Genomic DNA, 18,342 nt, shown 5'->3' with positions numbered 1-18,342 from the left:
GGGTGGTGGATGAGGGTGACCGGAGTCAAGCCCGGACATCGCGGAGGCGAGTTCGCACATCGCGGAGGCGAGTCCGGAAAATTCGATGCCGGATGCGTGAACCGATCGGCGGGGCTCGTCCGATGAGGGGATGTGAGGGAAACGAGAAGCGACGGGGAGCTGCTGCGGGCCATCGCGGCGGACACGGACCGTCGCGCCTTCGAGGAGCTGTACCGGCGGTATGCGCCGTGGCTGACCGCGCGGCTGCGCGGCCGGTGCGCCGATGCCGGGGTCGTCGACGACGTCGTGCAGGAGACCTTCCTCGCCATCTGGCGCGGCACCGCGAGTTACCGGGAGGAGGGTGACGCGGCGGGCTGGCTGTGGCGCATCGGATCGCGGCGGCTGATCGACACGCTGCGCGGCGACGGCGCGCGCGGCCGGTTGCGCCAGACGCTGGCCCGCTTCCGCCACCGCCACGAGGCCTCCGCCGAGGAGCGCGTCCTGGCCGGGGTCGAGCACGGCGACCTCGCGGGCGCGTTGATACGGCTCTCGCCCGAGCTGCGCGCGGTCCTCCAGGCCACGGTGATCGACGGACTCACGACCCGGGAAGCGGCCGTCCTGCTCGGCATTCCACCCGGCACGGTCAAGACGCGGGCCCTGCGGGCGCGCAAGCAGCTGCGGGAGGAGCTGGCATGAGCGGCGGAGATGACGAGGCCATCGGCGGAGACCGCCGGGACATGGGTGGGGGTGGAGAGAACATGAGCGGGTGGGACGAGGACGCGGCCGCCGGTCGGAGCGCGTCCGGTGCGGACGCGAGTGACGCCGGTCGGAGCGCGTTCGGCGGCGACGGTTCCCCGGACGGGCGGTGGCACGCGGACGCCGAGGACCTCCGGGCCTATGCGCGGAACGAGTTGGCGCCGCCCCGGCTCTGGTCCGTCGACACCCACCTCGTGGCGTGCGCGCCCTGCCGGGAGGCGCTCGCCACCGTGAGCGATCCGGTCGCCCTGGACGCCGGATGGGAGCGGCTCGACGCCGAGCTGGACGCGCCACGACCACGGCTGCTCGAGTCGCTGCTGGTGCGGATCGGCGTCGCCGACCACACGGCACGGCTGCTGGCGGCCACGCCCGTGCTGCGCCGCTCCTGGCTGGCCGCGGTCGCCCTCGTGCTCCTCATGGCCGTGGTGGCGACCGACGTCGGAGGGGTCGCGGCCTCGCCCACGCTGTTCCTGGCCCTCGCCCCCCTGCTCCCGCTCGCCGGGGTCGCGCTGTCCTACGGACCGGTGCTCGACCCGACGTACGAGATGGCCGTGGTGTCACCCCTCCACGGATTCCGGCTGCTGATGATCCGCACGGTGGCCGTGCTCACCACCGGCCTCGTTCTGAACGGCCTCGCGACCCTCGCGCTTCCCGCGTACGGGCTGCGCGCGCTGGCCTGGCTGCTGCCTGCCCTCGCCCTCACCGGGACGGGACTCGCACTGACCGCCCGCTGGGGCCCGGTCCTGCCGCCCTGCCTGGTCGGCGGAGCGTGGGTCACGCTGCTGATGGTGGCCCACGCGAAGGCCGACGGCGGCACCCTCGCGCCGTTCACGGCACTCGGCCAGGGCGTCGCCGGCGCGGTCGCGGTACTGGCCGCCGGGCTGCTCTATCTCGTACGGGACCGGTTCGACTTCTCCCCCTCGCACGCCTTCTTCGCCGACCACACCGACTTCTCCGACAGGAGCGCCGCATGACCCCCACCGTCTCCGCCTCCGGGCTCACTCTCCGGTACGGCGGGACCGTCGCCCTCGACGACGTCTCCCTGCGCCTGAGTGAGGGCGTGACCGGGCTGCTCGGGCCCAACGGCGCCGGGAAGACCACCCTGTTGCGGGTGCTCGCCACCGCCGTGCCCGCCGACCGGGGAGCCTTCACGGTGCTCGGACACGACCCCGGCACACCCTCCGGCCGCCTGGACGTGCGGCGCGCGCTGGGCTATCTGCCGCAGACCCCGGCGTTCCACCCGGACTTCTCGGCCTTCGAGTTCGTCGACTACGTGGCGATCCTGAAGGAGCTGACGGACCGCTCCGCCCGGCACCGGGAGGTGCGGCGCGTGCTGGAGACCGTCGACCTCTCCGACGTGCGGGGCAAGCGCATCAAGAGGCTTTCGGGCGGTATGCGTCAGCGGGTCGGGCTGGCCGCCGCGCTGGTCGGCGACCCCGGCTTCCTCGTCCTGGACGAGCCGACCGTCGGCCTGGACCCCGAACAGCGCATGCGGTTCAGGGAAATGATCGCCGAGGCGGGCATGGGACGCACGGTCCTGCTCTCCACCCACCAGACCGAGGACGTCGCGATGCTCTGCCACCGCGTGATCGTCATGGTCCGCGGCAGCATCCGCTTCGAGGGCACCCCGGCCGAGCTGACCGCGCGGGCGGCGGGGCGGGTGTGGAGCAGTACGGCCCGCGACCCCGGCGCGAGAGCCGGCTGGCGTACGGGCACGGGTTCCTTCCGCAATGTCGGCGACCCGCCCAAGGGTGCCGACCTCCTCGAACCGACCCTGGAAGACGGCTACTTGCTCGCTCTCGACGGCGAGCCGGCGGAGGTGGCGGCATGAGCGAGCTGGTGACCCGCACGGTCGTGGACGAGGCGGCCCCCACGGGGGTGGAGCCGCCCGCCCAGGACCTGCAGCAGAACAGGACGCGGGCCGTCATCGCCCTAGCCCGCTTCGAGGCACGCGAACTGCTGATGCAGATCCCGGTGCTCGTCTTCCTCCTCCTGTACGTCGCCTACACCGGCTGGGGAATGTTCAACGGCAGGGAGGGCATGGACGACTTTCCGGTCCTCCACGATGTCGACCGCTCGACCCAGACCGCCCCTCTGCTCGTCGCCCTCGTGCTGTTCGTCAGCATCAACCGCGCCGTGCTCCGCTCCCGCAGGCACGGCACCGACCTGCACTTCGACGTGCTCGTCATGGAGCCGTGGCGGCGCTCGCTGGCCCACGCCCTGTCGGCTGTGCCGTTCGCGGCGTTCACCGCGCTGGTCGTGGGATTCGAGTTCACCTGGGCGGCCCTGAAGCCCGGCGCGGTCGGCCACGGCTCGCTCGCCGAACTGCTCGTGGGCCCCCTGTCGATACTCCTCGCCGGAGCCCTCGGCGTCCTGGTCGCACGGTCGATCCCCTTCACGTTCGCCGTCCCGCCCTTCGTCATCGGTATGTACGTCCTCACGACCCTCGTGGCCGCGAGCACACAGGGCACGCACTGGGTGCAATGGCTGGCACCGGTGGTCACCGAGGAAGGCGCCCACCCGTTCCCCTCCGACCTGCTGGGCCGCCCGGCCGCCTGGCACGTGCTGTATCTGGTGGGGCTCACCGCACTGCTGCTGTGCCTCGCGCTGCTGATCAACGGCGGTCGTTCGCCCAGGATCAAGACGATCACGGTCCTCGCCCTCGCCGCCATGGCCCAGGGCATAGCGGGGCAGGCCCCGGGTGACTCGGCCGCGCTGATTGAGGCCCGCGCGAAGGCGTCCGCCACCCCGGAGAAGGTGCAGACCTGCGTCGCGCACGAAAGGTCGACGTACTGCGCCTACCCCGAGTGGACCGGCCGGACCGCCGACTGGGCCGAGGTGGTCCAGCGCGTCCAGTCCCTCGCGGGCGGCCCGGCCTCGGCCGAGCGGCTGACGGTGCGCCAGCTGGTCGACGCCCGCTCCGGCCTGGAGGGCGACTCCGCGCTGGAGCCGGCCAAAGCGCCGGGAGTCGTGACCGTCGGCACGCGCTGGGGCGGCAACCGGATTCCGGAGTTCGCCGTGGGGGTGGCCTCGGTTCTGGTGACGGGGGACGAGACGTCCAGCGTCGACGTGTGCGACGCCCGCGCGGTGATCATCATGTGGCTGGCGCTGGGCTCGGAGCCCCAGCCGCTGACCATGCTGCGCCATGTCCGCATCGACGACTCCATCACCGGCGGAGGGGTCGCTCTCGAGCCCACGAATTCGCTCTCCATGAACGCCGCGCAGACAGAGGTGATCAAGGAGTTGCTGCAGAAGCCCCGCTACAGCGTCATCCCCAAGGTGAAGGCCCACTGGGCGGAGCTCACGTCCCCCAAGACGACGACGGCCCAGGTGGCGCAGCTGCTGGGAGTGCCGGCGCCGACCGGTCCGGGCGCGCTGAGCGTCAAGACATGCGAGGAGTGACCGTGCTCGACGACGACACAGGTACGGCCGGAAGCGCGGAGAGTGCCGAAGGCACCCCGTCCCGGGGGCGCCCGCGCACCGTGGCCCGCGCCCTCCTCCGTCCCCTCTGGCGCAGCCTCCCCCGGCGGGCGCTGGTGACCGGTGCCGGACTGGGGCTGCTGTTCGCCGCGATACCGCGGCTGTTCAACCTCCGGCTCGACACGTGGGCCGGCCTCAACCTCCTGCGGGCCGTCGCGCTCACCTTCGCTCTGGGCCTGGCCTTCCTGCTGGACGATCCGGCCCGGCACATCACCGCGGCGGTGCCGACCCGGCGTCCGGTGCGGGTCGGCCTGCGGGTGGCGCTCGTCGCCCCGTCGGCCGTGCTCTGGTGGACGGCGGCGCTGTTCCTCATACCGGGACAGGCCCGGCCTCCGGTGGGCGCTGTGACCTTGGAGGCCGCCGCCACGGCGTTGCTCGCGCCGGCGGCCGCGGCGGTCATGGTGCGGTTCACCAACCGGGCCGAGCCGGGAGGCGCGGTGTGCGTCGGACTACTGGCCATGGCGGTGCTGGCATCCCGGCTGCTCCCCGAGCGGTGGACGCTTTTCCCCGCGCCGTCCGCCCCGCGCTGGGAAGGCGCCCATCAGGCATGGGCGGTGGTCCTGGTCGCGGCGGCGCTGGCCGGGGCGTGGTCCTGCGCGGAACCCCTCCGGAGGTGGCGACCCGCCGTCTTCGCTCACCGGTGACACGAAGACGCGGGCACGGACGGGTGGGGACACCGGACAGGACCGGCAAGGACACCGCGGAGCGAGACACACCGGACCGGTAAGGCCAGCGGACCGGTAAGGACACCGGACCGGCGGTCAGGACTCGCTGCGGTACATGAGGTCCGTCTCGTGCGTGCGGAAGCCGAGCCGCTCGTACACGGTGAGGGCTGCCTTGTTGTCGGCGTCGACGTAGAGCATGGCGGTGGGCAGACCCTGCCGGGCGAGGTGGCGGAGCCCGATCGTGGTGAGGGCCTTGCCGAGACCGCTGCCCTGGGCGCCGGGGCGGACTCCGAGGACGTACACCTCACCGATGCCCTCCTCGGCGTGGACCTTCGTCCAGTGGAAGCCGACGAGTTCGTCGCCGCGGAAGGCGAGGAAGAACCCGGACGGGTCGAACCACACCTCCGCCTTGCGGTCGTCCAGGTCGCGCTGAGTGAGGGAGCCCTGCTCGGGGTGGTGGGCGAAGGCCTCGGCGTTCAGGGCGAGCCAGGCCGCGTCGTCCTGGCCGGGCACGAAGGTGCGGACGTTCACGCCGTCCGCGAGCTTCGGTTCGGGCAGGTCGAGGTCGGTCAACGGCCGCCGCAGCTGGCGCAGTTCGCGGAAGAGGGTGAGGCCGAGGACCTGCGCGAGATGCCGGGCGGCGGAGTGACCGCCGTGCGCCCACACGCGCAGCCGCTTGCCGGACTCGGCGAGCAGGGCCGAGCCCAGGGCCCGACCGTGGCCGTGGCCGCGGTACGCCGGGTGCACGACCAGTTCGGCGGCCGGGGCCTCCACCGGGTCGGTGTCCTCCAACTGCGCGTAACCGATCAGCTCCTCGCCGAGGGTCAGCAGCAGATGGCGTACGCCCTCGCGGGCGCCGCCCTTCAGCTGGAGCCGGCCCTGCTCGGAGACCGCCTGCTGCCCGTCGGCCCGGGCGGCCTCCGCGAGCAGCCGGAGCACGTCCTCGGCCTGGGCCGGGGAGAGCGCGGTGTGGGTCTCGATGGAGCGGGTGAGGGCGTGGGGCGCGGTGTCGTCGCTGGTCATGGATACGAGGGTACGGCGCGGTGTTTTGCGGACAAGGAGTTGCGCGGCGTCGATGTGGCTCGTGGCGGGGTGAGGAGGGGCTTCCGTCAGGTGGTGGTGAGGCGATGGCAACCAGTCTGTAACCCCGAACCCCCTGTTGCGCTACGCGCGTTGATTCTAAAGTGCGCGTAAAACCACAGCCGTCCCACAGGGGGGAACCCATGCTGTCGACGCCCCGGCACAGACGTACCCATCGCATCCTCGCCGCCGCCGCTGGGCTGGCCACCGTCGGCGCCCTGGCCGCCGCGATGCCCGCGAGCGCAGGGCAGGACAGGTCGACCCCGCACCACCACCCCGGCAGCGGCCGTTACCAGGACGTACAGCTGCTGTCCTTCAATGACCTGCACGGCAACCTGGAGCCGCCGGCCGGGTCGTCCGGCCGGGTCACGGAGCTTCAGGCGGACGGCACGACGAAGTCGATCGACGCGGGCGGTGTCGAGTACCTCGCCACGCATCTGCGCGAGGCCCGCAAGGGCAACAAGTACTCCATCACGGCCGCCGCCGGAGACATGGTCGGCGCCTCCCCGCTGATCTCCGGGCTCTTCCACGACGAGCCGACGATCGACGCGCTGAACAAGCTCGACCTGGATGTGACGAGCGTCGGCAACCACGAGTTCGACGAGGGCGCCAAGGAGCTGGCCCGCCTGCAGAACGGCGGCTGCCACCCTACGGACGGCTGCTACGACAAGAAGGCGAAGTTCCGGGGCGCCGACTTCCCGTACCTCGCGGCGAACGTCACCGACGAGAAGACCGGCAAGCCGATTCTCAAGCCCTACTGGGTGTGGAAGAAGAACGGCGTCAAGGTCGGCTTCATCGGCGTGACGCTGGAAGGCACCCCGAACATCGTGTCGGCCGACGGCGTCAAGGGACTGAAGTTCGGCGACGAGGTCGAGACGATCAACAAGTACGCCAAGGTGCTCCAGCGCCAGGGCGTGAAGTCGATCGTCGCGCTGATCCACGAGGGCGGCGCGCCCGCGTCGACGGCGTACAACTACGACTGCGACAGCCCCGGCGCCGGTGACGGCATCTCCGGGCCGATCGTCGACATCGCCAAGAACGTCACGCCGGCCGTGGACGCCCTGGTCACCGGTCACACCCACCAGGCGTACGCGTGCACCATCCCGGACCCGTCGGGTAAGCCCCGCATGGTGACGTCGGCCTCGTCCTTCGGGCGCCTCTACACGGACACGACGCTCACGTACGACCGCTGGACGGGCGACATCGCGCGTACGGCGGTGAAGTCGGCGAACCACGTGGTCACCCGTGACGTGGCGAAGGCCGCCGACATGACGTCCCTGATCAGCAAGTGGAGGACGCTCTCCGCTCCGATCGCCTCGCGTCCCATCGGTTACATCGCGGGCGAGATCGGCAACACCGGTGCCGAGTCCCCGCTCGGCGACATGATCGCCGACGCGCAGCTCGCGTACGCCAAGTCCGTCGATCCCGAGGCCGACCTCGCGGTGATGAACCCGGGCGGCATCCGCGCCGGGCTCACCTACGCGGCGAGCGGCAGTGAGGGCGACGGAGTGGTGACGTACGGGGAGGCGTACACGGTCCAGCCGTTCGCCAACACCGTCAACCTGGTGAACCTCACCGGCGCTCAGGTGATCACGGCACTCCAGCAGCAGGTCAGCGGGGCCAACGAGGCCGCGCCGAAGATCCTGCAGATCTCCAAGGGCCTGACCTACACGCTGGACCTGACGAAGACGGGCGCGGCGCGGGTGGTCGCCGACTCGGTCAAGCTCAACGGCGCGGCGATCGACCCCGCCGCCACCTACCGCGTCGCGATGAACTCCTTCCTCGCGGGCGGCGGCGACGGCTTCGCCGAGCTCGGCAAGGGCGGAGACGTCCTGGTCGGCGGTGACGACCTGGCGGCCTTCGAGTCCTACCTGACGGCCAACTCCTCGGCCGCGGCGCCGTACCCGGTGCCGACGGCGGACCGGATCACGGTCGTGCGGTAGTCCCTTACGGGAACGGGCGGGGCCGGTACGCGGATGCGTACCGGCCCCGCTTTTTTCGGCCTAAATTCTGTGTGATCGACCTAAATTCTGTGTGAGTAGAGGATTGGTTCCACGGTCCATCTGAAAATTTGTTTCAGCCGTAATTCATTGAGGTCTCAGTCGAATTGGCGATTTCAGGGTCCGGGGTCCCGTAGTGTTTTCCATGTCGAAAGCGAACAGCGCAAACGGCAAAGGGAATTCACCCGCAGGGAACAAGGAGACACCCATGAGCTTCCACAAGATCGCCCCGGTCAAGAAGCACCACAAGCCGGCCCCGGCCCCGAAGAAGCCCGCGCAGCGCCAGCCTGCCAAGCCGGCCCCGGTGGCGCAGAAGCCCGGGCGCCGTCCTGTCGGCAACAAGTAAGCAAGATCCACCCCTGATCAACAGACCCACCCGCGACCAGCGGATCAGTCAGAGCTACGAGAGGGAAACCCATGAGCTTCCACAAGATCGCCCCCGTCAAGAAGCACCACAAGGCCGCCCCGGTCGCGAAGCGTCAGCCCGCCAAGCCGGCCCCGGTGGCGAAGAAGGCCGTCGCTCCGAAGAAGCGCCCGGTCAGCCGTCAGGGCCAGTAGCAGTCCGCGTGAGGCGGGGTCCCCGGGAATTATCGGTTTCCGGTGGCCCCGCCTCGGCCATGTTCCGGACCCGAAAGGGAAGTTGATTTGATATGCGGGAAGTACGGGAGGCATTTGCACGCTTCTGGCCGCTGACGCGCGGCGACCGCACATGGCTGTTGCTGATCATCGGCTGCGTGGTCGTGGCCGCGCTCGCCGAGACGGCCTCGATCCTGCTCTTCGCACAGCTCACGGACCACGCCCTGAAGGCCGGTTCGCTCTCCGCGTTCTGGGGGCCGGCCGGAGCCTGGCTGGGTGTCGCCGTGATCGGCGCGATCGTCGGCTACCTCGGCAATTCGCTCGCCGTGTGGACCGCGGAGAGATTCGTCCTGCGCCTGCGGGCGAGTGTCTTCCGGCACGTCCAGGACCTGCCGCCCGACTTCTTCCAGAAGCACCGCCAGGGCGACCTGGTCGAACGGCTCACCGGCGATGTCGAGGCCATCGAGCAGATGGTCGTGTCGGGTGTCGTCGGCACGGTCTCCGCCGCCTTCTCCGCCGTCTTCTACGCCACCGCCGCGCTCTGGCTGCGCTGGGACCTCGCCCTCGTCACCTTCCTCCTCGCCCCCCTCTTCCTCGTCGCCGCCCGCCGGTTCGCCGGCCGCATCAAGACCGCCTCCCAGGAGGAGCGGGCCGCCGACGGCGCGATCACCTCGGTCGTCGAGGAGTCCCTCGGCAACGTGGTCCTCACTCAGGCCTACAACCGTCGCCGCGCCGAGGAGAAGCGGCTCGACCGCGAGGCGCGCGCCTGGATGCGGGCGTCGGTGCGCGGGGCACGGGCGAGCGAGATGTACGAGCAGTTCGTCGAGGTCGTCGAGACGCTGTGCGTGCTCGCGGTCATCGGTCTCGGAGCGTGGGAGATCTCGAAGGGGCGCATGTCGCTGGGCCAGTTGCTCGCCTTCGCCGCGTTCCTCGGGTACCTGTATCCGCCGATCCGCAATCTTGGGCAGCTCGGCCTCACCCTCACCGCCGCCACCGCCGGCGCGGAACGCATCCAGGAGATCCTGGACACCGAACCCGCCGTCACCGAACCCGCTGACCCCGTCCGGGACTGGCCCGTACACGGCTGGGTCAGTTTCCACGGCGCGTCGTTCCGCTACCCCGGCGCCGACCGCGAGTCCCTGCACGACGTGACCTTCACCGCGGGACCCGGCGAACTCGTCATCGTCACCGGCCCGAGCGGCGCCGGAAAGTCGACGCTCTCCAAACTCCTCACCCGCTTCTACGACCCCACGGCCGGCGTGGTCTGCCTGGACGGCGTCCCGCTGCCCGACATGTCCCTGGAGTTCCTGCGCGAGAACGTGGCGCTACTGCCCCAGGAGACGCTGATCCTGCACGGCACGATCCGCGAGAACATCGAGTGCGGCAGGCCGGGCGCGTCCCAGGCGGACATCGAGCGGGCGGCGACGGACGCGGTCGCGCACGACTTCATCAGCGCGCTGCCCGACGGGTACGACACCGAGATCGCGCCCGGCACGGCCACCCTGTCCGGCGGCCAGCTCCAGCGGATCGCGATCGCCCGCGCGATGCTGCGTGCCGCGCCCGTCCTGGTCCTCGACGAGCCGACCGCCGGGCTCGACTCGATCGCCGCACGCCGAGTGGTGCAGCCGCTGCGGCGCCTGATGGCGGGCCGTACGACCATCATGATCACGCACGATCTGAGCCTCGCCCCCGACGCCGACCGGATCCTGGTGGTGGACGGCGGCCGGCTGGTGGAGGCGGGCACGCACGACGAGCTGATGGCGTGGGGCGGAGCGTACGCCCGGCTCGCGACGCCGGAACTCGACTACTTGGCGGCGCGGAGCGTGTAGCCGAGCCCCCGGACGGTCTGGATGAGCCGCGGTTCGCCGCGGCTCTCCAGTTTCCGGCGCAGGTACATCACGTACACGTCCAGCGTGTTCGACGTCGGCTCGAAGTCGAAGCCCCAGACCTCCTTGAGGATCTGGGCGCGGCTGAGGACCCTGGCGGGATGCCGGAGCAGATACTCCAGCAGGGCGTACTCGGTCCTGGTCAGGTCGAGGGGGCGGTCGCGGCGGGTGACGGTGCGGGTGGGCCGGTCCATGGCGAGGTCCGCGAAGGCGAGCCGGTCGTCGAGACGGGGAGCGCACTGTTTCGGCTGCGGGCTGCGGCGCAGCAAGGCCCTGACCCGGGCGAGGAGTTCCTCGGTGGCGAAGGGCTTCATGAGGTAGTCGTCGGCGCCGTTGTCGAGGGCGACGATACGGTCGCCGACCGCGTCCCGGCCGGTGATCATGAGAATGGGGACGGTGGACCCGGAGGCTCTGATCCGGCGCGTCGCGGCCAGCCCGTCGAGGCCGGGCATGGTGACGTCCATCAGCACCAGGTCGGGCCGCTCGTCCACCCCGGCCGCCAGTTCGAGGGCCTCGCGGCCGTCCCCGGTGAGGACGGTCTCGTACCCCTCGAACCTGAGCAGCCGGTCGAGCCCCTCACGTACGGCCTCGTCGTCATCGGCCAGCAGGATCTTCCGCGCCATCCCCCCAACGTGTAACGGGGTGCTGTGGGAGGGCTTGGAGAGGGGTGTGGGGAGGCTGGGCGGTGTCCGCGCCCAGCCTCCCCGGCCGGGAAGACCCGGCCTTCCCCGGAAGGCCCCCCGGCCTCCCGGGGAGTCAGGAAGCAGCGGTGGACGTCAGGAGGCGGTGGGCGTCCAGTCGCCGAGCCAGGCCTTGACCGTCTGGTCGGCGGCCTGCGCGTCCGTCAGCTGCGGACGGTCACCGCTCGCGGCGCCCGCGCCGGCGCCGGTGTTCTTGTACTCCGCGAAGCGGTCGCTCTTCCAGGAGAAGCCGCCCATGTCGGACCACGGGTTCGACCGGATCGCGGCGCTGAGCGTGGAGTTACGGACGGTTGTCTGCGGCCGGAGGGCGGCGTCGCCGCCCGCGTGCCAGTTGCGGCCCAGGGAGAAGGAGCCCGCGGCGACGTCGCCGGTCACCGTGGAGTGGGTGATCAGGAAGCCCTTGCGGTTCGCCTGCGTGCTGGGCGCGGTGACGAAACCGGCGGACGAGCCGTCCCAGCGCTTCTTCAGGTTGATGACCGACTTGTTGATCACGGCGGTGGCACGGCCGAAGACGAAGTCGACGTTGCCGGTGATGTAGGAGTTGGTGACATAGACCCGGCCGAGCTTGTCCGAGCCGGGGGTCTCCATCTCCAGGGTGTCCTGGTCGCCGGTGACGATGACGCTGTCGAGCATGACCTTGTCGGCGCCGGTGCGCAGGGCCACGGCCTGGTGCCCGAGCACGTTCTGGTTCCTCGCCTCGTCGAAGTCGTTGGCGATGGTGAGGTTGCGGGCCTGGAAGTCGTCGCCCTCGACGGCGACGGTGGCGCTGCCGGTGGTGCCGTACGTGGAGCCGTCGGCCTTCTTCGTGCCGGCCGCGTTGCCGAAGGTGATCACCGTGTCCTTGCGGCTGCCGCCCGAGCCCTGGAGGGTGACGTGCGGCTTGTTCGAGGGGACCTTCACCGTCTCGCGGTACGTGCCCGGCTTGACGGAGATCGTGACGCGCGCGGTGTTGTTCACGGGTACGGCGTCGACGGCGGCCTGCACGGTCCTGTACTGGCCGGAGCCGTCCTGGGCGACGGTGAGGACCTTGCCGGTGACGGCGGCCGTAGTCGCGGCGGTGCCCAGCGAACTCCGCGGCCCCGCCAGGGACTTGAGGAGCGCCGGTACGTCGGCGGCCTTGTCCAGCGTGTACTTGTAGTACGTCTTCGGGTCGAACGACGTACCGCTTCCGCCGCTCTCGTTGCGGCCACTGGTGCCGGAGAAGACGTTGCCGCGCTGGACGAGGGTCGCGGTGCTGTCCCGGATGACGGGGTTGTTCATGCCCTGGAAGTAGCTGTTCTCCAGGACCATGTGGGTCTTGCCGCGCGCGTAGTTGCCGTACGAGGACGTGATGGCGGTGCCCGCGTCGTCCTCCAGGTAGTTGTTGTAGAGGTGGGCGTGGGCGACGTTGTCCGTGGACGGGTTGCGCTGCTCGGTCTCGCGGATCCAGTTGTGGTGGATCGTGATGTCGGCGGTGGTGTTGGCGGTCCAGCCGATGCCGAAGGCCTTGTTCTCGTTGCTCAGCCTGTTGTACGAGACCGTCAGGTACGTGGTGTCCTTGCGGCTGTCGATGAGCCCGTCGGCCATGTGCCGGATGTCGTTGTGATCGATCCAGACGTGGTGGGCGCCGTCCATCTGGATGCCGTCGAAGTCGTGCTCCTTGTCGTTCCAGATGCCCTGGTACGCGTCGCGGATGGTCAGGTTCCGGATGATGACGTTGTGCACGCCCTGGCCGAGGAAGAAGCCGCCGCCGACGATCTGCCCGGCGGTTCCGGAGCCGATGATCGTCTTGTCGCTGGCGACCTTGATCTCCTTGCCGACCGGATCCATGTCGATCGTCGCGGCGACGACGATGACGTACGGATCCGCGGCGGTCGCGTACTTCTCCAGGTCGGCGAGGGTCTTCACGGTGACGGTCCTGCCGTCCCGGCCGCCGTAAGTCCCGTTCTGCCCCATGGCGTGGACGGAGGCGAAACCGTCGGCGGCCTCGGTGGCCCAGGCCGGGGTGTTCGTCGCGGCGGACGCCTTCGGCTGGGCGTCGTCGCCGAAGAGTCCGAACACCGTGCCGTACGCCATCGCTCCGGCGGCGGTCAGGGCCAGCGGCACACCGACGACGAGGGCGGTTTTGCGTCTGCGGTGGCGCGCCTTGCGGATCTCAGTCACGTGGTGGTCCCGTTCGAGTGCTGTGGAGGGGGTCCGTCACGAGGCAGTCGCCACCGGGGGAGGAAAGGTTGCCGCGATGAAGCGACGGATCGCGCCCCGTCCGGTGCGTGACGGCGGCACGCGGTGCTGTTCACCCATGTGGCCCTCGGCGACAACACGCCTCCGCACCGAACTCCTCCGCCTGGCCCGACAGGGACGGTCAGAGCGCCACCCGATCCACCCCGGGGGAGACAACAACTGCGTCGAGGTCGCCGACGGCCACCCCGGTCTCGTGCCCGTCCGTGACAGCAAAGCCCCGCAGGGCCCCGTGCTGGTGCTCGGCGCCGGGGCGTGGGCGCCTTTTGGGGGAGCGATCAAGAACGTAGACGCGTTCGGCGGCGTCTCCCAGCCCTGTGCCTCGTGCGAGCGGAAGAGACTGACGAAGGAGCCGCGAACAAGCTGCTCACGCTGCCGGGGGTCCTCGTCGACCCGCTGGGCCAGACGGCGGCCACCTCGGTCGGAGGGATGGTTCGCGAGGGATGGGGCGGCGCGGACACCTGCCATGCCATCTACGTCGCGACGCCGCATCTGGAGACCGGCGGCATGTCCATCATCCTGACGGGCCGGGAGGACGACTACCCGCCAGGATTCCTCGCCATCGACATCGACGCACCGGGAATGCTCGGCTTCTACTGATCCTCGGCCCCGTCCTGACCCAGCTCGGGAGGCGGTGTGGGCGCGCCCGGCAGTCGTAGCGTCGCCACCGTTCCGCCGCCCTGGGCTGGTTGCAGGGACACCTCGCCGCCCGACTGCTGCACGGTACGCACGACGATCGACAGGCCCAGCCCCGAGCCCGGGAGGGCCCTCGCGCTCGGGGAGCGCCAGAAGCGGTCGAAGACGTGGGGGAGTTCCTCGGAGGGGATGCCGGGGCCGTGGTCGCGGACGGTCAGTTCGCCGGCCTTGAGGATGACGTCGATGGCCTCGCCCTCGGGGCTGAACTTCACCGCGTTGTCGAGGATGTTCACGATCGCCCGCTCCAGTGCGGACGGCTCCGCCCGTACGAACCAGGGCTGGAGGTCCGCCGTGATCGTCAGCTCGGGGCCGCGCAGGCGGGCCCGCTGCAGGGCCGCCTCGACCGTTTCCTGGAGGTCGACGACCTGGATACGGTCGCCCGACTGGCCCGCGTCCGAACGCGACAGCGTCTGCAGGTCGCCGATCAGCGCCGCCAGCTCCGTCATCTGCGCCTTCACCGACGACAGCAGTGCCCTGCGGTCCGCCGGGGGGATCGGGCGGCCCGTCTCCTCGCTGCGGGTGAGGAGTTCTATGTTCGTACGCAGCGACGTGAGCGGCGTACGGAGCTCGTGGCCCGCGTCGGCGATGAGCTGCTGTTGCAGCTCGCGGGAGTTGGCGAGGGCGGAGGTCATCGAGTTGAAGGAGCGGGAGAGACGGGCGACCTCGTCCTCGCTGTCCTCCTCGACGGGGATACGGATGGAGAGGTCCTCCGTGCGTGCCACGTGCTCCACGGCCTCGGTGAGCTTGTCGACCGGGCGCAGGCCCGCGCGGGCGACCGCCAGCCCTGCGGCTCCGGCGCCGACGACTCCGATGCCAGAGACGAGGAGGAGCACGAGGGCGAGGTCGTTGAGGGTGGCCTCGGTGCTCTTCAGAGGTACGGCAACGATAAAGGCGGCATTTCCGTACAACACGCGGGTGTCGGGCAGTGCCTGGGGATCACCGTTGACAACGAGTGCCGTCGTCAGCACTCGTACGTCGTTGCCGTCACTGTCGGTGCCGTTCCGGATCGTGACGGCGCCGAACTTCGCGTTCTTGGCCAGGTCCTTGTCGCTGCTGGTGATATTCACCGTGCCCGCAGAGCCGTTGAAGACGCAGACAGTGCCGTCTGCCTGGACCACCTGAGCGTACGAATCGGACTGTCCGCGGTAGTCAGTGCTGTTGGCTTTCGGGGCCTGGCCGCAGTTTTTGAGGGCGCTCTGAACCACGGGGTAGGGCAGGGACTTTCGCTGAGACCAGAGAGAGTCGTCGACCTGGGCGTACAGCTTCTTCTCCACGATGAACCAGCACGTCACCGAAACCGCCGCCACCGCGAACGCCACCGCCGCCGCCACCAACAGCGCCAAGCGTGACCGGATCGGCAGTGACCGGTACCGGCGTACCACCCTCATCACTCCGCGCCGCCCGACCGCAGGACGTACCCCACGCCGCGCACCGTGTGCACGAGGCGCGGCTCGCCGCCCGCCTCGGTCTTGCGGCGCAGGTACATGACGTAGACGTCGAGGGAGTTGGAGGAGGGCTCGAAGTCGAAGCCCCAGACCGCCTTGAGGATCTGCTCGCGGGTGAGGACCTGGCGCGGGTGGGCCAGGAACATCTCCAGCAGGGTGAACTCGGTGCGGGTCAGTTCGACCGCCCGGCCCGCGCGCGTGACCTCGCGCGTCGCGAGGTCCATCCGCAGGTCGCCGAAGGTCAGCGCGTCGTCGTCCGGGGTGCCGACCGTCGCGGTCGCGTACGAGCTGCGTCGCAGCAGTGCCCGGACCCGGGCGAACAGCTCGTCCAGCTCGAACGGCTTGACCAGGTAGTCGTCGGCACCCGCGTCGAGGCCGGTCACGCGGTCGCCCACGGTGTCGCGGGCCGTCAGCATGAGGATGGGGGTCGTCGTGCCCGCCCCGCGCATCCGGCGGGCGGCCGTCAGGCCGTCCATCCGGGGCATCTGGATGTCCAGGACGACCAGGTCGGGCTGGTACGCGGTCGCCTTCTCCAGCGCGTCCGCTCCGTCGACCGCGACCTGGGTGTCGTATCCCTCGAAGGCGAGGCTGCGCTGAAGTGCTTCGCGCACGGCCGGCTCGTCGTCGACGATCAGGATGCGCTGGGTTTCACGGTCGCCTTCGGCGGGGCTCATGGGCGTGGGTTCCTAGGGGTGCGGTGGGACGGGGCCGGACGCTTTCAGCCTCGCACGTTCCGGCCGGTGCAGAAAGGATCAGCGGAGATCGGCGGGGATCGGTTGGGATCAACGGGGATCGGCGGGATCGTCCGGGATCGGTTGGGATCAGCGGGGATCGGCGGGGATCGGCGGGGATCGGCGGGGATCGGCCGGATCGGTTCGTCGGCTCAGGCTTGCAGCCCGTTCGGTCTGCTCGGCCTCCTCGGTCTGCTCGGCCTCCCCGGCTTCGGCCCGCTCAGCCTCCCCGGCCCGCTCAGGCAGCGCGGAGCGCTCGTCGGCTCAGACTCCCAGCGTGCTCAGCTGGCTGAGGCGGCTGAGGCGGCTCAGCGGGACCTTGCGGCGGTGCGGGTGGTCGGCGGAGGTGTGCAGGCCCATCATCTGCGGCTGCGGGACCGTCATCTGCGTCCGCGGGACCGTCACTTCCGGAGCCCGGGGCACCGGCCGGTGCAGTTCACGGGCGACGGAGAGGGCCAGGTCGAGACCGGCGGGGTCGGTGCCTTCGATGCCGTGGGAGACGCGAGTGATCATTTCAACCTCCGAGAAGGACTTGGCCGAGTAAGGACTCAGCTGTCGGAACCGCCGGCCCGCAGGCTCGCGAGGTCCGACTTGACGGTGTTGATCGGGATGGCGAAACCGAGGCCGACGCTGCCCGCGCTCGACGAGCTGGACGAGGAGTCGGCGGCCGAGTACATCGCGGAGTTGATGCCGACGATGTTGCCGTTCATGTCGATGAGGGCGCCGCCGGAGTTGCCGGGGTTCAAGGACGCGTCGGTCTGGATGGCCTTGTACGTGGTCGTCGAGGAACCGGTGTCGCCGTTGAACTGCTGGCCGCCGAAGGAGAACGGCCACTGGCCGCTGCCGCCGCCCTGCTGCTGTTGCTGGCCCTGGCTCTCGTCCGTGGAGACGGTCACGTCACGGTTGAGCGCCGAGACGATGCCGCTGGTGACGGTGCCGGTCAGTCCTTCGGGGGAGCCGATCGCGACGACGTCGTCACCGACCTGGACGCCGTCGGAGTTGCCGAGCGTGGCGACCTTCAGGCCGGAGGGCGCGTTCTCGAGCTTGATGAGCGCGAGGTCCTTCTTGCTGTCGGTGCCGACCACCTTCGCGGTGTACGACTTGCCGCTGCTCAGCTGCACCTTGATCTCGGAGGCGCCCGAGATCACGTGGTTGTTGGTGACGATCTCGCCGCTGGACGAGATGATCACACCCGAGCCGGTGGACGAACCCGCGTTCGAGGTCGCGCCGACCTCGACGATACTCGGGCTGACCGCCTGGGCGACACCGGCGACGGTGCCCTTCTTGGCGGCGGGCACCACGGTGGTGCTGGTGCTGCTCGACGCGGTGTCCTTGGCGGTCAGCTCCTGTATGCCGTACGCGGTGCCGCCTCCGATGGCGGCCGCGACTATCGCCACGGCGGCGAGCAGGGCGATCGTGCCCTTCGCGCGCTTCTTCGGCGCGGGGGCCGGGGCGGCCGGGACCGGCTGCGCCTGGAGTACCGCGGTGGAGGAGACGGCGTCCGGCTCGGGGTAACCGGCGTAGGCGCCGCCTGCGCCGTGACCGCCCGCACCGCCGTCGCCACCCTGACCGGAGCCCGGCCACACGGTGGTACCCGGGTCGACGGCGACCGGAGCGACCGGCTCGTACGCCGGCGGCGGCGGCCACTCGGGGTTCACGGGAGAGGAAGAGACGGGCTGCTGCTGGGGGTACGCCGCCCGCATGGGGTCGGTCGCCTGGTGGTCGTCGCCCTGGGGGTACTCGCCGCTGCGGCGGAAGCTCTCGGTCATGGAAAAAGCTTGTCCCCCGATCATGAGAGCTCCCTGAGTGCCCGCTGAGAAGCCCGACAGAACCTCGTATGCCCGATATAAAGGCGCCCGGGCCCGCTGAAATCGGGGAAACAGCGGGTTGCGTGGGGGTGATGTCACGGAAGGCGACGGACGAATACTTGTCTGCCTGCTGTGTAGTACATGTGTTCTGGGGCGGATGAGGCCTACGATCTCCGCGCCGGAGGGGGGCTCCGCGGTGTGCCTGAATCGATGCAGGCGGTTGCCGGCCATGGGCCAGTGACCGCCGCCGTCGATCGGGCCGGTGCGTCGTACGCCCTTCTCGGGCCTCCTACGTCATGGAATCCACACGCACCCACACCAG

17 protein-coding genes and 1 pseudogene are annotated in these 18,342 nt (G+C 70.3%); 11 read left to right on the top strand and 7 right to left on the bottom strand.

Annotated elements, in window-relative coordinates:
• The first annotated feature begins 132 nt into the window (after positions 1-132).
• From ACIRA5_RS11405 to ACIRA5_RS11385, 5 genes are read left to right on the top strand one after another with little or no spacing between them, the layout of a single operon-like run.
• Positions 133-675, top strand: coding sequence for an RNA polymerase sigma factor (locus ACIRA5_RS11405; protein ID WP_060895010.1), 543 nt, complete (start codon positions 133-135; stop codon positions 673-675).
• On the top strand, positions 672-1,709 hold the full coding sequence (locus ACIRA5_RS11400; protein ID WP_403689665.1) for a zf-HC2 domain-containing protein: 1,038 nt from the start codon (positions 672-674) through the stop codon (positions 1,707-1,709). Before ACIRA5_RS11405 ends, ACIRA5_RS11400 begins: the two co-directional genes overlap by 4 nt.
• A complete protein-coding gene (locus ACIRA5_RS11395; protein WP_403689664.1) occupies positions 1,706-2,566 on the top strand; it encodes an ABC transporter ATP-binding protein in 861 nt (286 codons plus the stop codon). Before ACIRA5_RS11400 ends, ACIRA5_RS11395 begins: the two co-directional genes overlap by 4 nt.
• Complete coding sequence (locus ACIRA5_RS11390) at positions 2,563-4,137, top strand: ABC transporter permease (RefSeq protein ID WP_403689661.1); 1,575 nt, start codon at positions 2,563-2,565, stop codon at positions 4,135-4,137. Before ACIRA5_RS11395 ends, ACIRA5_RS11390 begins: the two co-directional genes overlap by 4 nt.
• Positions 4,125-4,859: an ABC transporter gene (locus ACIRA5_RS11385; RefSeq protein WP_403689658.1), complete on the top strand. Its 735-nt coding sequence runs from the start codon at positions 4,125-4,127 to the stop codon at positions 4,857-4,859. Before ACIRA5_RS11390 ends, ACIRA5_RS11385 begins: the two co-directional genes overlap by 13 nt.
• Positions 4,860-4,976: 117 nt before the next feature.
• Here ACIRA5_RS11385 and mshD read toward each other — a convergent pair whose 3' ends face one another.
• Complete coding sequence (mshD, locus tag ACIRA5_RS11380; RefSeq protein ID WP_403689656.1) at positions 4,977-5,903, bottom strand: mycothiol synthase; 927 nt, start codon at positions 5,901-5,903, stop codon at positions 4,977-4,979.
• A gap of 200 nt (positions 5,904-6,103) precedes the next feature.
• Here mshD and ACIRA5_RS11375 point away from each other — a divergent pair, with 200 nt between their 5' ends.
• The 4 genes from ACIRA5_RS11375 (at position 6,104) to ACIRA5_RS11360 (ending at position 10,365) form a co-directional block, all read left to right on the top strand.
• A complete protein-coding gene (locus ACIRA5_RS11375; protein ID WP_403689654.1) occupies positions 6,104-7,903 on the top strand; it encodes a bifunctional metallophosphatase/5'-nucleotidase in 1,800 nt (599 codons plus the stop codon).
• A 265-nt stretch (positions 7,904-8,168) separates the two neighbouring features.
• A complete protein-coding gene (locus ACIRA5_RS11370; protein WP_403689652.1) occupies positions 8,169-8,306 on the top strand; it encodes a hypothetical protein in 138 nt (45 codons plus the stop codon).
• A 71-nt stretch (positions 8,307-8,377) separates the two neighbouring features.
• On the top strand, positions 8,378-8,518 hold the full coding sequence (locus ACIRA5_RS11365; protein ID WP_403689651.1) for a hypothetical protein: 141 nt from the start codon (positions 8,378-8,380) through the stop codon (positions 8,516-8,518).
• A gap of 92 nt (positions 8,519-8,610) precedes the next feature.
• On the top strand, positions 8,611-10,365 hold the full coding sequence (locus tag ACIRA5_RS11360) for an ABC transporter ATP-binding protein (RefSeq protein WP_403689649.1): 1,755 nt from the start codon (positions 8,611-8,613) through the stop codon (positions 10,363-10,365).
• Here the strand turns inward: ACIRA5_RS11360 and ACIRA5_RS11355 are convergent.
• Positions 10,341-11,045 (bottom strand): response regulator transcription factor, encoded by a 705-nt coding sequence (locus tag ACIRA5_RS11355; protein WP_403689647.1) that lies wholly within the window; start codon positions 11,043-11,045, stop codon positions 10,341-10,343. The genes ACIRA5_RS11360 and ACIRA5_RS11355 overlap by 25 nt on opposite strands.
• Positions 11,046-11,198: 153 nt before the next feature.
• Positions 11,199-13,265 carry a pectinesterase family protein gene (locus ACIRA5_RS11350; protein WP_403689646.1) on the bottom strand — a complete coding sequence of 689 codons (2,067 nt, stop codon included), beginning with the start codon at positions 13,263-13,265 and terminating at the stop codon, positions 11,199-11,201.
• 214 nt (positions 13,266-13,479) lie between these two features.
• On the opposite strand from ACIRA5_RS11350, the pseudogene ACIRA5_RS11345 reads away from it, so the two are divergent.
• Together ACIRA5_RS11345 and ACIRA5_RS11340 are read left to right on the top strand one after the other, a co-directional pair.
• Positions 13,480-13,623 (top strand): annotated as a pseudogene (locus ACIRA5_RS11345) (DUF397 domain-containing protein); the annotation flags it as partial.
• Between the two features lie 41 nt (positions 13,624-13,664).
• Positions 13,665-13,940, top strand: a complete 276-nt coding sequence (locus tag ACIRA5_RS11340) for a hypothetical protein (RefSeq protein WP_403689775.1) — start codon at positions 13,665-13,667, stop codon at positions 13,938-13,940.
• Here the strand turns inward: ACIRA5_RS11340 and ACIRA5_RS11335 are convergent.
• The 4 genes from ACIRA5_RS11335 to ACIRA5_RS11320 form a co-directional block, all read right to left on the bottom strand.
• Positions 13,934-15,427, bottom strand: a complete 1,494-nt coding sequence (locus tag ACIRA5_RS11335) for a sensor histidine kinase (protein ID WP_403689644.1) — start codon at positions 15,425-15,427, stop codon at positions 13,934-13,936. The two genes, ACIRA5_RS11340 and ACIRA5_RS11335, sit on opposite strands and share 7 nt — an antisense overlap.
• On the bottom strand, positions 15,424-16,155 hold the full coding sequence (locus ACIRA5_RS11330; RefSeq protein WP_266433129.1) for a response regulator transcription factor: 732 nt from the start codon (positions 16,153-16,155) through the stop codon (positions 15,424-15,426). The genes ACIRA5_RS11335 and ACIRA5_RS11330 overlap by 4 nt, the downstream gene beginning before the upstream one ends.
• Before the next feature lie 321 nt (positions 16,156-16,476).
• On the bottom strand, positions 16,477-16,725 hold the full coding sequence (locus ACIRA5_RS11325) for a hypothetical protein (protein ID WP_403689642.1): 249 nt from the start codon (positions 16,723-16,725) through the stop codon (positions 16,477-16,479).
• Between the two features lie 35 nt (positions 16,726-16,760).
• Positions 16,761-17,981 carry a S1C family serine protease gene (locus ACIRA5_RS11320; protein WP_403689640.1) on the bottom strand — a complete coding sequence of 407 codons (1,221 nt, stop codon included), beginning with the start codon at positions 17,979-17,981 and terminating at the stop codon, positions 16,761-16,763.
• Positions 17,982-18,342 lie beyond the last annotated feature (361 nt).

The sequence above is a fragment of the Streptomyces sp. NPDC096311 genome (genome assembly GCF_044763085.1).
Lineage (GTDB): Bacteria > Actinomycetota > Actinomycetes > Streptomycetales > Streptomycetaceae > Streptomyces.
Note: the sequence above shows the minus strand (reverse complement) of the source record. Positions and strands in the feature narration are given on the sequence as shown.